Raw genomic sequence first — 13353 nt, 5'->3', positions numbered from 1 at the left:
AACTAAACCCTTTTGATGGCACGATACACTTTCCATGCCTTACTGCCTTCCACCTGATCGACCAGAGCATTCTTCTGCGCAAGCTCCTGACTCATCTGCTCCATTGCCCTTTTCTGCTCTGCATATACTTTCCAGAATTTCTTTTCTGTGGTTTTCCGGTCCAGGATCTCCATCTCAATCTTTATGGACTTTCTGTTCTCAGGAACAGAATCTACTATGATCTGCGGATCGTCACCGCCGAAATAGAATTCTCCGGAGGACACTTCACAGCCATCTGTGTGAAACTTTACCTGACTTTCATCTTCCCATGTCAGCTTTACAATTTTAAGTCCCTTGGACATTTCGCCCGGATCAAGGCGAAGCATTGTGGTATTCTCCGGAAGTTCAAACTCCGTCTGAATTTTCCCGTTTCTGAACAGATATCTCACAGAATCAGCCTCATTAAAGCTCTTTCCGTTATCCCAGAAAATCTGAAGCATTTCCAGAGATTCCTGTTTCTTTTCTCTGTAATAATCTTCTACTTCCACCCGGCCCGGAGAGATCTGGGCATACATATTTCTCATTGCTGTATGCTCACCCAGAATATACTGCTGGAAATTATGTTCCATCTCCACATAAACTTCTATATCTTCAGGCAGGATTCCTGCTTTCTCATAGAAATCCCGTTCTTTAAGTATTCCTCGTTTGTCATTCAGTTCCAGATAATAAAAGATCATCCTGTAAACCAGGAACTGTGAAGGTACAGGAAATGCAAAGGTCCACTCATAGTCGATCACAGATACTTTATTCTCAGAGAGGATAATATTTGCAGGAACAAAATCAATATTGGATATTTCTGTACATTTCAGATCAGAACGCAGGTTTACATTTCCAAATACCCTTACAAATTCCGGTGTTTTCTCAAAGGGTTTCTTCTCATGAATATTCTTTACTTTCTGTATATAAGAGAAGAATAATTTCTCCAGTTCCTCTGTTCTGCCTTCTTCCAGAAGATGATCCAGCTTATCTTCCAGGGTGATACCTGTCAGATATTCCAGCTGCGCACAGTCACCTTTGATCCGGCAGCGGTTTACTTCAATTTCCTCTTCTTTATACATTCCGGTCAGTTCTTCGCAGATAGTTCCCAGATTCCGTACATGAGCTGCCGCTTTCTTCTGCGACGGTACTTTCTTCACAGTCAGCTGCCCATCTGCTGCTTCACTGATTTCCGTATAAATGGAGAGCTTCTGATCTCTCTCATTGGAAAACTTCACATAAACCGGTGCTGTCTGTGGCTGTTCTTTTCCGATCACAAGAAGAAAGGAATTGGCAAACTGCGGGTAAAGATCATTGCTCAAAAGTGTATTATACACCTGAGATTCCTGAAACAGATCCAGACGGAGTCTGTCAAAATTGTAGTCCCTCATATGCAGCTCTCCGCTTGCAGGGAGATGTCTGTCTGAATGAATAGTCATTGGAAATTTGTAATCCGGATATGGATAATACCAGTCGGCTTTTAAGTTTCCTGCTTCCTCCAAAATTCCATTAAATTCTTTTCTTGAAAAAGTTTTAACCCCTTTTGTTTTGGGGTATCCCTGGATTCCTTCGAATAAAGTTCCAAAATGGTCCTCTGTACATCCGGCCCAGTATTTCAGTCCCAGTCTGTTCTCAATGGCCAGAATGATCTTTCCATCCGGCTTCAGATGCTTTGATATGATCCTGAGAAAGTCCACATAGGGATTCTCACTCCGGATATAGGATTCTCCATACTCAAATACACCGATCAAAGTAATATAGTCGTATTTCTCAGTAAGGTTTTTCTCGATCTCCTGAAAGTTTCCCACAAGGATCTTAAGATTATCCTGATCCTGATGTCTGTATGCATTGATCTTACTTCTTTTCATAGAAAGCTCGATGCAGGTAACTTCCTTCGCCCTTTCACAGAGAGCTCCTGTCACAGCACCACATCCGGAACCAATCTCCAGAACCTTCTCTTCTCCTGTAAAGGGAATCCAGCTCAGAATATTCTCCCTGATATGAGAAAAATGATAAAGAATTGGCCAGCTCTTTCTCTCACTGATCACTCTGTTAAATTCTTCCGGTGCAAAATCTCTGGAAATTGCAAGCATTTCATCCTCTATCGCACCATCACTGTATAGATCTTTTCCCGGATAGCACGTGGTATCCAGAATTACTTTCCCGATTTTTTCTTCCATATATAGTCCTCGCGCTGATTATTTTTTCGCACTGATATTTGTCATCATAACATTCTCAGACCTGTTCTTCGCACCGTACTTCCACCTTTGAATCCATATCATAGAATCCAACTGTATTTTTACTGGAAATAACTGTTATGTTACATGCGTCATAAAGTCTGTGGAATACCGTAAAATCTCCGTTTTTATACCCTGTACATCCAAATGACAGGAGATACTCACCGCCCTGAAGGTTCATGTTCTGTGTAAATGTTACAGTACATATATCCCCTTTTCCGGAGTGTTCTATCTTTGCATTTTCATACATGGTATTGGTACCTGTGATTTCCGTACCCTGAATATTTTTAAATGTGTATGCCATGATCGGCTCCTGAATCTCTTCATTAAACCGGACTTTCATACGAATTTTGAAGCAGCTTCCCTTTTCAACAGTATTGGAACATCTTCCTTTATCATCAATGACTCTGAAATCTGTGATCTCAGCAATACGGCTTCCATATTCCAGCATATTGGGATTTACCTGAAAATCTCCCAGTCCTTCACTGTCCTCTGCCACAATCTGCTCTGTACCGTCAGATTCATTCTGTTTTACAGGATTCTGTCCTACCAGAAGCTGTTTGTACAGGTCAACCATCTGCTTTGGTGAACCTTCATCCATCTTTACCCCTTTGTTCAGAAGAATAACTCTGTCACAATACTTGGAAACGCTTCCAAGATCATGACTTACAAACAGGATCGTCTTTCCCTGTTTCTTAAATTCCTCAAACTTGTGATAACATTTTGCCTGAAAGAACACGTCGCCCACAGACAACGCCTCATCTACCACCAGGATCTCCGGATCAATATTGATCGCAACAGCAAAAGCCAGACGCACGAACATACCGCTGGAATAAGTCTTTACAGGCTGGTGGATAAAGTCTCCAATGTCCGCAAATTCCAGAATATCATTCAGTCTGGCATCAATCTCTTCTTTTGAAAAACCGATCATGGTTCCATTCAGGTATACATTCTCAAGACCTGAATATTCCATGTTAAATCCGGCTCCCAGTTCCAGCAGCGCGGAAATTCGTCCGTCTACCTTTACTTCCCCTGCTGTGGGAGTCAGGACACCGGTGATGATCTTTAAGATCGTGGATTTACCGGAACCGTTGGTTCCGATAATTCCCACGCATTCTCCTTCATAAATATCAAAATTTACATCATGAAGTGCATAATGCTCTTTATAAAGTTTCTTTCTGGTAAGCCCCAGCGCTTCTTTCAGTCTGTCCGAAGGCTTATCATATAATTTATACATTTTGGTGAGATCCTTCACCTGAATTACTTTCTTGTTCTCCACGTGATTTCCTTTCTGTTATGTTCCTGTGTTTTTCATCTTCTTCTGACTTATTTCACGCTTACCAGTACAGCGAAAATTAAGTTTCTGCTATATTAATATTCGCTGTACTAGTTACAGTACATCTGCAAAATGAATGCGCAGACGTTTAAATACCCAGCTTCCGAACAGGAAACACAGAATTGTAAATATCCAGAAATAGACCGTCCATCCTGCATGTTCCCAAAACCAGGTTTTCATCAGGAATGTATCTCTGTATCCGGAAACAATATAATACATCGGATTCAGTTTCAGGATCTTCATGATCACAGGATGTCCCATCAGAGGTGAAGCCTCAACAATCCACATGATCGGAGTCAGCCAGACTCCTACCTGAAGCACAATGTTGATGATCTGGGTCAGATCTCTGAAAAAAATAACGATTGCACTTGTGGCATAGGATAAGCCCAATACCAGAATGAACACACATACACTGTAATAAATAATCTGCAGATAATAGAAATCAGGAAATTTCCCATACGCTGCATACAGGATGATCGTAAACAACACAAAGAATGCATGCACAAACATAGCAGAAATGATCTTGACTACCGGAAGCACACTGATATTAAAAACGACTTTTTTTACCAGATAATTGTATTCCAGCAGAGAATTTGTCCCCCCTATCAGCGCATCCTGGAAAAAGAACCATGGAACAATACCTGCTACCAGATAAAGAACAAAAGGAACTCCCAGATCCCCTGTTCCGGAACGAAAACCTACAGAGAATACAAACCAGTATACCAGGATCGTGATCACAGGCTGGATAAACGCCCACACAATTCCCAGATAAGAACCTGCATATCTTGTTTTGAAATCATTCTTTGCAAGCTTTGCAACAAGCCGTCTGTTCTTATAAATATCCATCGGTAAAGAAAAAATTGTATTCAATCGCTCATTCTCCTATTTACGGTACTCTTTAAAGCTTCCCCATTTGGTATCTTTGTCAGAAAAGCTTAATTCCATTCCTTCCGGAATCGGCCATTCAACTCCGATATCCGGATCGTTCCAGATCAGGCCGCCCTCATCATTTGGATGATAGAAATCAGAGCATTTGTAAACAAATTCCGCATGCTCGGAAAGTACAAGAAAACCATGTGCAAATCCTTTCGGAATGAAGAACTGTTTCTTGTTTTCAGCAGAAAGTACGACTCCAAACCATTTTCCATATGTTTCTGAGCCTTCACGAAGATCTACCGCCACATCAAATACCTCACCATTTACAACACGTACCAGTTTATCCTGTGGGTAATTGATCTGGAAATGAAGTCCGCGAAGTACACCCTTATGTGAGCTTGACTGATTATCCTGTACAAATTCGACATCAATTCCTGCTTCTTTGAAATCATTGTAATTGTAGGTTTCCATGAAATATCCTCTGGCATCTCCGAAAACTGTAGGTTCTACCACTTTTAATCCCTTAATTCCACCACATTCTGTAACTTTGATTTTTCCCATTTTATTTTCCTCTTTTCTTTAGCTTTCTCTGTGTTTCTGTTATATCTGTTCGCATAAATCCACATGATATGCAGACTTAGCCATAATATCTTTTTTCCTTTTTTGCAAGTGCAATGCTCAGAATGATAATAAGAAGAAGCATTGCCGCTCCTATGATCAGAAGTATTTTTCGCAGTTCCGGCATCCCCGCAGAAGTTTTTTCTTCTCCGACAGTATCTGCTTTCTCATTTTGATCCGCCTGATCCGTATTTCCTCCGGATGTATCAGAAAGGGCATCCACTGCAGGTTCCGGTGTAGGTGTAGCTTCCGGAACTTCAACGCTTCCCAAAAGATAATCATTATAATAGTAATCATCTACTGTATTTCCATTCTGTGAATTCTCCTGAACAGTCAGGTTATCCACAGTCACTCCGTTTGGAACTGATACTTCTCCACCATTTACCTGTGCTTTTGTGAAATTTTGATAACCATAGTTGAACAGTGCTGTGGAATCCGTACTGGCAACTGCAAGGTCTGCCGCCTTCATTGTCACTGTAATATAGGTAGTTCCATTCTTCCCTGCTGCTGTCACAAGAGTGTTTCCGGCCTCACTGGTATATCCTGTCTTGCCGCCAATACAGCCATCATAATGATAACTGCTCTCCGGGGCAAGCATCGGATGATGCGTATGCAGTACCCTTGGCTCACTGTTCATGTTCGTAGGTTTGATCGTATAATCTGTAGCACCGATGATCCTGCGGAATTTTTTATTCTTCAGACCTTCCCGCATGATCAACGCCATGTCATGTGCAGTAGAATAGTGATCAGGATCCGGAAGACCACTGGCGTTTACAAAATGTGTATTCGTGCATCCGATCTGTGCCGCACGTTCATTCATCATATCTACAAAGTGCTGCTCTGTGCCGCCTACATGTTCTGCAATCTGGGCTGCGACCTCGTTTGCAGAGCGGATCACAAGTGCATAAAGGCATGCTCTCATGCTCATCACTTCTCCCACCTGCATTCCAATATTGCCGGAATCCCAACTGATATCACGTGTTCCTGTTTCCGTAAAGACAACATCTTCTTTCAGGGAACAGTTCTCCACCGCCAGAAGCAGTGTCATGATTTTGGTAATACTTGCCGGATAACGGATTTCATCTCCGCCCTTGCTGTACAGAAGAGTTCCGCTGTCTGCATCCATCAGTACCCCTGTCTCAGATGTGATCTCAGGACCTGCAGGCCAGCCTGAAATCTCATTAGTTGAAATGGATACGGGTGTAACCTCTGAAACAGCAGCCTGCGCAGTTCCTTCCGCAGCAGTGCAGATCTGAACAGCAGTCATTGCAATGACTCCCACAGCCATAACAACCTTTAATAAATATTTCCATTTTTTCATAATATTTCCTCTTAATATATGTCTCTGTTTTCCGTCCGATGTACCGACAGGTTGATTCCTGAAACAAACTTGCGGCACACGATTATCAGAATCCGTCAAAAGAAGCTATGGTATCTGTGATATACTTCACATCCTCCATATCCAGATTATAAAACATCGGCAGTCTCAACAGACGTTCACTTTCCTTTGTAGTATAAACATCTTCCCCTGAAAATCTTCCAAATTTCTGTCCCGCAGGTGCAGAATGAAGAGGCACGTAATGAAATACGCTGCAGATTCCTTTTTCCCGAAGGTAAGCAATCAGCCGGGTTCTTACCTGTATATCACGCACCTTGATATAATACATATGGGCATTGTGGCTGCATTCCTCCGGCACATAAGGCTGTTCGATCTTACCTTCCTGTGCAAGATGAGCCAGATTTTTATGATAATAATTGTATATCTCCATTCTTTTGGCAAAAATCTGATCTCTTGCTTCCAGCTGTGCATAAAGATATGCTGCATTCAGTTCACTTGGAAGATAGGAAGAACCATAATCTATCCAGCGGTACTTGTCAACCTGTCCGCGGAAAAACTTACTTCTGTCAGTTCCCTTTTCTCTCAGGATCTCTGCCTTCTCCAGATATTCATCCCTGTTAAAAAGGATTGCACCGCCCTCTCCCATAGTATAGTTCTTTGTCTCATGGAAACTGTAACACCCAAAATCTCCAATGGTACCAAGAGCTTTTCCCTTATAACAGGCATCTACTCCCTGCGCAGCGTCTTCAACAACCTTCAGATTGTATTTTTTTGCAATCTCCATAATGGTATCCATCTCACAGGCAACCCCTGCATAGTGGACCGGGACGATCACTTTTGTTTTCTCAGTCACTGCCGCCTCGATCAGTTTCTCATCAATATTCATTGTATCCGGTCTGATATCAACAAATACAATCTTTGCTCCCTTTAACACAAAGGCATCTGCGGTTGAAACAAATGTATAGGACGGCATGATCACCTCATCACCGGGCTTAATGTCGCAAAGATGGGCTGCCATCTCCAGAGCATGGGTACAGGATGTGGTAAGCATTACATGATTTACATGAAATTTATCCATCATCCACCGAGAACATCTTTTCGTATATTCTCCATCCCCACAGAGCATTCCTCTCTGTACCGCATCACGTATGTAATCAAATTCCCTGCCTGTAAAAGCAGGTCTGTTAAAATCAATCATCTGTTTTCTTTTCCTTCTCGTATTCCGGTATCTTATTTCTGTAGGCAACTTCTCTTCCCTCCGGATCCCGGATACTCATCTCACTGAAAAATTTCTCAGTCTCCATCTCCAGCTGCCTGCGGTTTTCTGTTTCTATATAATACAATGCAAGATATGGATTCGGCCCATATTCTATCACATGTTCGCCTTCTTTATAAAAAATCCAGGGTTTTACAACGCATTTTTCTTTTGCAAGCTCACAGGCTGCCGTCTGATCTGCAATCTGAAGCTGTCGTCCCTGAAAATACAGTACAGCCCCATATTTTACCGGATGATAAATATCATGACGGTCAAACATCTCCTTTATCCGGTCTTTTTCATAAAGATAATCCAGCAGCAGTTCCTCTGTCTGAAATCCATAAACCATATCTGTCAGCTCATGTTCATATCCAAAGAAACGTCCTGCAATCTCACATACCTGAATGCCCCTGCCAGGTTTCCAGAAAAACTGCATGGATAATGCACCTTCCGTCTGTCCGGTATAGCGGATATAATTCTGCAGAATATCTGTGGCACTTTTTTCGACCTCCGCTAGGAAACGGGATGGATAAACATTTCGTGTGCTGAGCGGAAGCATTCCCTCTTCCATTTCCGTTTTCTCACGATCTGCAATACTGATCACATTGACTTTCCCATCCATTACCCATGTCATCATGTTAAACTCATAACCGTCATTGTATTCCTCAACCAGAATTTCCTGACAGTCCGTATATTCCGCTGTCTGCAGGGCTTTTTTTCTGACTTCATCTGAATGATGAATAATAAAGATTCCTCTTGAACCATATTTATCCAGAGGTTTACTGATCAGAGGATACTGCAGATTTGCAATACTCTGTTGTATTTCTTCTTCTGATCCCTGTTTCAGCAGTTCCACAGATATTTTCCGAAATCCCGGTGCCGGCAGTCCAAGCTTGTCCAGAACATCCCGGCATGCCGATTTATCCCTGTACCAGGAAAGCTGTTCCGGTTTCAGATAACAGGGCAGTCCTGCTTTGTCTGCAATTTTAACCATACACTCCAGGAGCAGATCTGAAAATGATGTGATGATCCCGTCCACACCTTCTTCCCTGCACATCAGGGCAATAGCATCTACATCTGTTACAGGAATGGTATAAGCCTTATCTGCATACGTTCTGGCAATACCATCTGCATATCCGTCGCACACAACAGTCTCATAACCTTTCTCTTTTGCTTTCTTTACCAGCTCTGTAAATTCTCCGAGCGTTCCCAGAATCAACACTTTATGTTTCATATCCGTTCCTCACATTCTCTGACAACCGAAGCCATATATTTCATATCCTCCACGCTGTAACGCTGATCGCAGGGCAACGGAAGAATATTGGCAGCCCAGGTATATTCCAGACTTTTTGTCTCAGAGTTCTCAATTATATTTTTCCAGTAAGTCGGCACAAATATCTTCTTTTCGGCAAGATATCTGCGAAGTTTCATTCCATCAGCGTGGAAATACGGATATGCAAAAGGTCCCTCCGGCACAGTCTGATTAAATATACTTTCCGATGGAAGCAGTTCTCCGAGAATCCGGTAGTTTTCTTCCCTTTTTTTCTTTGCTCTGTCATAATCCACAGCTTTCAGAAGATTCTGTGTAAGCTTTGACATCTGCCGAAGCTCCATCCCGTCATATTTTGCCGCATTTTCCAGCATATCTTTGTAGTAGGTTCCGGCATTATGCTCATAACGCCCCAGAATATGTTTCATACGCTCTGCAGAATAATCGACAGTCTTATTTTCTGTCAGGCTGGTATCTGTTGACAGATATGCGCCATCGCTGACACCCCAGAATTTTCTGCAGGAATACAGTGTATCTATCCCTTTTAATGGTTTCTGAAAAAATGCATGGGTATGGTCCACTATGATGTTTCCGTAAATCTTTTTATACTCTGATATCCGGGAATCAGACAGCTGACCATAGTAATTAACCAGATAAAGATATTCCCCTTCCGGAAGCTGTTCTTTCGGATACAGAACTTCCAGTTTCTCATTCAGATGATAAAATTCTGTCTCTATCTGATTTTCCTGACAGGTATGCACCACTGATCCACACAGAAAATACGGTAATAGGATTTTCCTGCACCTGCGGCTCTTCAAAAGCCACAGCAGTGCGGTTCTTCCAAGATTGACCCTGTACAGGTCAGGATAATATTCCTCTCCCGGCATCTCTTCCAGCTGAAAATATCCGCCAATTTCCTTCATTATTCGTCCGTATCCTCCCGACGTATTACATAATGGGGCATTTTTTTTGCCTCATTAAGAATATTCATTAAATAGATTCCCATAATTCCGATCGATAACAAAATCAGTCCAAAAAACGCCAGCATAACCAGCATCAGCGAAGTCCAGCCCTGCACAGATATGCCCAGTGTAAAATATCTTACCAGATAACAGACCGACAGAACTACACTTATCAGGAAACTGACAATTCCGATATTTCTCACCAGCAGAAGGGGAAATGCAGTATGTGTCGTGATATCATAAATCAGATCTTTCAGCAGTCTCTTAAAGGAATAACCGCTTTTTCCGTAAGCTCTGTCTGCATGCTGAACCGGAACATTAATAATACGGTTAGAACTCCTGATCAGAAGGTTTCCAATCTGTGGAAGATATGTATTTGTTTTTACCATGGCATCCACAAGGAATCTGCGGATCAGCCTGTAACTGGTGATCTGAAGATCCGGATCTTTTCCCAGCATCTTTGAAGTTGCCCATACAGAAAATTTCGTTCCCAGTTTGCGTATCGGACCATGCTTTCTTCCTTCATAGCTTGCAATGATAACATCCACATCCGGTCTCTCCTGCATGGTTCTGACCATCTTCGGAAGTTCCTCCGGCTGATGCTGAAGGTCATCATCCATTGTTACCACAAACTCTCCTTTTACATGTGCAAATCCACACAGAAGTGCCGGATGCTGTCCGAAGTTACGGGCCATCTGTATGATCCGTACCCTGTGATCCTTTTCTCTGAGTTCCGTCATGATCTCATAAGATCTGTCCTTTGATCCGTCATCTACCAGGATCAGTTCAAAGTCTTCTTTAAGAGTTTCCCGGAATACTTTCTCCAAACGGGTATATAGTTCTCCCAGTGTATGTTCAGAATTATATACAGGAACAACCACTGAATATAAGCTCATATGCTTTTCCTTTCTCTTTTCATCTTTTTGCAATCATTTTTATCATATCATTTTCAACATTTCTTTTCAAGATTCCTGCTGCACAAACCTTGACTTCCCTGCTTTTTTATGTAAAATAGTTACTGTCCGACAGCTTTCAGACACGCTCTATTGGATGAAATCCGTAAAATACCATTATCGCCCGGAGGTATTATGTCAAAACTCAAAGACTACATACAACTTCATCTGAATATCCTGCTGTTTTCACTGACAAGTGTTTTTTCCAAAGCTGCATCTGTTCAGTATAATAAACATGGTCTCAGCAGTCCTCTGCTTTACCTGTTCCTGTTCCTGATGGTAGCCAACTGCGGAATCTACGCCATCACCTGGCAGCAGGTCATCAAGAAATTCTCTTTGTCTACTGCCTATGCCAATAAAAGTGTTTATCTTCTGTGGTCGCAGATATGGGCAGTGCTGATCTTTCATGAAAATCTTTCCATTCAGAATATCATAGGTATTCTGGTGGTTTTATTTGGAGTATGGACGGTGCAGAGATATGAATAGAACATTTATTTTAATCATGTTGAGCGGAACATTTTTTTCCGCTGTTTCACAGATACTTCTGAAACAGAGCGCAAATATCAAATACGAAAACCGAATCAGGGAATATCTCAATTTCCGGGTGATTCTCTCATACACCATATATATGCTGATCCTCCTCCTCAATACATGGTGTTATACAAAAGTAGATATGCGCTATGGTCCTGTCATTGATACTGCCGCCTATGTGTTTGTCCTGCTTCTCTCTCATTTCATTCTGAAGGAAAAAATCACGAAAGGAAAAATCATGGGAAACCTGATCATCATTGCAGGTATCCTGATCTATACGCTTTAATTACGGCAATTTCATAAAAAGATCCCGAAGCTGTTGCAGAATTTCCATCAGTGCCACAGCTGCAGGATCTTTTTATATGTTTCAATATTTTTTACCGCTTTTTATATTGTCTGGTACACACTCCATTTCCATCAAACACAGATACAATCCTGTTGGAACTGGTCAGTGTAATGTTCTCGGCACGCGTACCGGAAAGTGCGGAACTGCCTTTGTAAAAATAGTATTTTTTACCATTCAGTGTCAGCCATCCCTTATACGCTTTTCCGTTTTTCCGGAAATAATAGGTGTGCTCCCCACTTTTTTCCCTGACTTTGTACATTCCATTCTCGCAACGTACACCGTCGCTTCCAAAATAGTAGATATCGCCGGTAGATCTGGTCACGCGGCGGTTTTTAAACATATATCCGGATTTTGTATGGAACCAGTAACATTTCCCGTCTACTTTCTTCATTCCCATCAGAGCATAACCATCAGAACTGATATAATAGGTCTTTCCATTTACAGTTACCCACTGATCTGACACACGTTCGCCATTTTCATTGACATAATAGTATTTTCCATTTTCCTGATGAAGTCCTGTCTGTTCCTGGCTTCCATCATTGCTGCCTGTATCGGGTTTCATTGCCGGAACATAGGAATGCAGAGATTTCCATCTCGGCGTAATTTTCTTTGTATAGTCCACATAGCCAAAATCCATATCAACATCATTGCCTGCAGGAATTCCTGCTACCAGTCCGCTGGTACTATTCAGTCCGCTTTCCCGGTTACCGTCTGTGGACTGCCATATTGTATAATTGTACCGTTCCTTATCAGGTGCCTGAATCGTGTCCCCATATCTTGCGATCCATACATCCACTCCTGATAATAAGGACCAGTCTATGTAATTATCATACCAGTTGGTATTGCAGTAAACCATTGGATAATATCCGGCCCTGCGCACTTCATTGCAGAAGGTCAGTGCCATCTCTGAGACTGTTTTTGCAGAAAGCTTACTTGCTTTTGCATACTCCAGATCATATACGACCGGATAGGAAACCTTGTAACCCTGCATTTTGCTGATGGCAAGCTGTGCTTCCTTTAATGCGGTAGTTGTCGATAAGGCTGTACTGTACACATAGGTGCCTGTGGGTACTCCGGCAAGTTCTGCATTTGTCATATTCTCATCATAGGTATAATCTTCGTGAGTCAGGCCATAGGAGATCCGGACAAACGCAAAATCTATATCAGACCTCTTTACCTGTTTCCAGTCAATATTGCCCTGCCATTCAGAGACATCCATGCCTCTGGTTATCGCACCCGGAATGATTTCACCACTTCCGTTATAGCAGACACCGTTGATCTTTTTCCATGCTTTGGAGTTCACTTTTTTTCTTGATGACTCTGTACCGGAAGTTCTTGCAGAATAAATAAATTCCTCCTCAGCCACTGTATCACGTCTGTCATAATGCGGATTTGCAAAAACAGAGCTTACAGGCTGCGCTACAGCTATCGCAGCTGCCAGACAACCAACAATAAGCCTTTTTCTGATTTTTAAAAAATCTCTTTTCATCTTTCTACTCCTGTCTTCTAATAAACGTCCATTTTATTACAATACTATTAACATATTATACACACTATATTACATTTTCGCAAGATAATCCCTGATATATACCCAAAAACGGCTGCACATTTCTTG

At 42.0% G+C, this 13353-nt stretch carries 12 protein-coding genes; 2 read left to right on the top strand and 10 right to left on the bottom strand.

What is annotated here, in order from left to right:
- Window positions 1-2: 2 nt before the first annotated feature.
- The 9 genes from AC075L_RS15575 to AC075L_RS15535 all read right to left on the bottom strand — a co-directional run bounded on the left by AC075L_RS15575 (window position 3) and on the right by AC075L_RS15535 (window position 10804).
- Window positions 3-2195 carry a class I SAM-dependent methyltransferase gene (locus AC075L_RS15575; RefSeq protein WP_476387883.1) on the bottom strand — a complete coding sequence of 731 codons (2193 nt, stop codon included), beginning with the start codon at window positions 2193-2195 and terminating at the stop codon, window positions 3-5.
- A gap of 55 nt (window positions 2196-2250) precedes the next feature.
- Entirely contained in the window at window positions 2251-3531 is a 1281-nt protein-coding gene (locus AC075L_RS15570; RefSeq protein WP_008706114.1) for an ABC transporter ATP-binding protein, read from the bottom strand.
- 111 nt (window positions 3532-3642) lie between these two features.
- Window positions 3643-4458 (bottom strand): ABC transporter permease, encoded by an 816-nt coding sequence (locus AC075L_RS15565; protein ID WP_008706116.1) that lies wholly within the window; start codon window positions 4456-4458, stop codon window positions 3643-3645.
- A 12-nt stretch (window positions 4459-4470) separates the two neighbouring features.
- Window positions 4471-5025, bottom strand: a complete 555-nt coding sequence (rfbC, locus tag AC075L_RS15560; RefSeq protein WP_008706119.1) for a dTDP-4-dehydrorhamnose 3,5-epimerase — start codon at window positions 5023-5025, stop codon at window positions 4471-4473.
- A gap of 76 nt (window positions 5026-5101) precedes the next feature.
- Window positions 5102-6403 carry a D-alanyl-D-alanine carboxypeptidase family protein gene (locus AC075L_RS15555; RefSeq protein ID WP_020993492.1) on the bottom strand — a complete coding sequence of 434 codons (1302 nt, stop codon included), beginning with the start codon at window positions 6401-6403 and terminating at the stop codon, window positions 5102-5104.
- An 85-nt stretch (window positions 6404-6488) separates the two neighbouring features.
- Window positions 6489-7619, bottom strand: a complete 1131-nt coding sequence (rffA, locus tag AC075L_RS15550; protein ID WP_055053014.1) for a dTDP-4-amino-4,6-dideoxygalactose transaminase — start codon at window positions 7617-7619, stop codon at window positions 6489-6491.
- Complete coding sequence (locus tag AC075L_RS15545; RefSeq protein WP_020993493.1) at window positions 7612-8910, bottom strand: ATP-grasp domain-containing protein; 1299 nt, start codon at window positions 8908-8910, stop codon at window positions 7612-7614. Before AC075L_RS15545 ends, rffA begins: the two co-directional genes overlap by 8 nt.
- Complete coding sequence (locus AC075L_RS15540) at window positions 8907-9869, bottom strand: hypothetical protein (RefSeq protein ID WP_008706125.1); 963 nt, start codon at window positions 9867-9869, stop codon at window positions 8907-8909. The genes AC075L_RS15545 and AC075L_RS15540 overlap by 4 nt, the downstream gene beginning before the upstream one ends.
- Window positions 9869-10804, bottom strand: a complete 936-nt coding sequence (locus AC075L_RS15535; RefSeq protein WP_008706126.1) for a glycosyltransferase family 2 protein — start codon at window positions 10802-10804, stop codon at window positions 9869-9871. The genes AC075L_RS15540 and AC075L_RS15535 overlap by 1 nt, the downstream gene beginning before the upstream one ends.
- A 192-nt stretch (window positions 10805-10996) precedes the next feature.
- Between AC075L_RS15535 and AC075L_RS15530 the strand changes: the two genes are divergently transcribed.
- Together AC075L_RS15530 and AC075L_RS15525 are read left to right on the top strand one after the other, a co-directional pair.
- A complete protein-coding gene (locus AC075L_RS15530) occupies window positions 10997-11347 on the top strand; it encodes a hypothetical protein (RefSeq protein ID WP_008706128.1) in 351 nt (116 codons plus the stop codon).
- Entirely contained in the window at window positions 11340-11678 is a 339-nt protein-coding gene (locus AC075L_RS15525) for an EamA family transporter (RefSeq protein WP_008706130.1), read from the top strand. The genes AC075L_RS15530 and AC075L_RS15525 overlap by 8 nt, the downstream gene beginning before the upstream one ends.
- Window positions 11679-11769: 91 nt before the next feature.
- Here the strand turns inward: AC075L_RS15525 and AC075L_RS15520 are convergent, their stop codons facing one another.
- The gene (locus AC075L_RS15520; protein ID WP_008706131.1) at window positions 11770-13227 is read right to left on the bottom strand and encodes a glycoside hydrolase family 25 protein; all 1458 of its coding nucleotides are present in this window, start codon (window positions 13225-13227) and stop codon (window positions 11770-11772) included.
- Window positions 13228-13353: the final 126 nt, after the last annotated feature.

The organism is Blautia sp. ZXY-1-B12, assembly GCF_056339915.1.
The sequence above is the reverse complement of the archived record's forward strand: the minus strand, read 5'-3'. Positions and strand labels throughout refer to the sequence as shown.

What these genes read in the sequence shown, in the direction of transcription:
- AC075L_RS15575 (WP_476387883.1), bottom strand. Translation starts at nt 2,195, where the DNA reads ATGGAAGAAAAAATCGGGAAAGTAATTCTGGATACCACGTGCTATCCG.
- rfbC (WP_008706119.1), bottom strand. Translation starts at nt 5,025, where the DNA reads ATGGGAAAAATCAAAGTTACAGAATGTGGTGGAATTAAGGGATTAAAA.
- AC075L_RS15555 (WP_020993492.1), bottom strand. Translation starts at nt 6,403, where the DNA reads ATGAAAAAATGGAAATATTTATTAAAGGTTGTTATGGCTGTGGGAGTC.
- rffA (WP_055053014.1), bottom strand. Translation starts at nt 7,619, where the DNA reads ATGATTGATTTTAACAGACCTGCTTTTACAGGCAGGGAATTTGATTAC.
- AC075L_RS15545 (WP_020993493.1), bottom strand. Translation starts at nt 8,910, where the DNA reads ATGAAACATAAAGTGTTGATTCTGGGAACGCTCGGAGAATTTACAGAG.
- AC075L_RS15540 (WP_008706125.1), bottom strand. Translation starts at nt 9,869, where the DNA reads ATGAAGGAAATTGGCGGATATTTTCAGCTGGAAGAGATGCCGGGAGAG.
- AC075L_RS15535 (WP_008706126.1), bottom strand. Translation starts at nt 10,804, where the DNA reads ATGAGCTTATATTCAGTGGTTGTTCCTGTATATAATTCTGAACATACA.
- AC075L_RS15530 (WP_008706128.1), top strand. Translation starts at nt 10,997, where the DNA reads ATGTCAAAACTCAAAGACTACATACAACTTCATCTGAATATCCTGCTG.
- AC075L_RS15525 (WP_008706130.1), top strand. Translation starts at nt 11,340, where the DNA reads ATGAATAGAACATTTATTTTAATCATGTTGAGCGGAACATTTTTTTCC.
- AC075L_RS15520 (WP_008706131.1), bottom strand. Translation starts at nt 13,227, where the DNA reads ATGAAAAGAGATTTTTTAAAAATCAGAAAAAGGCTTATTGTTGGTTGT.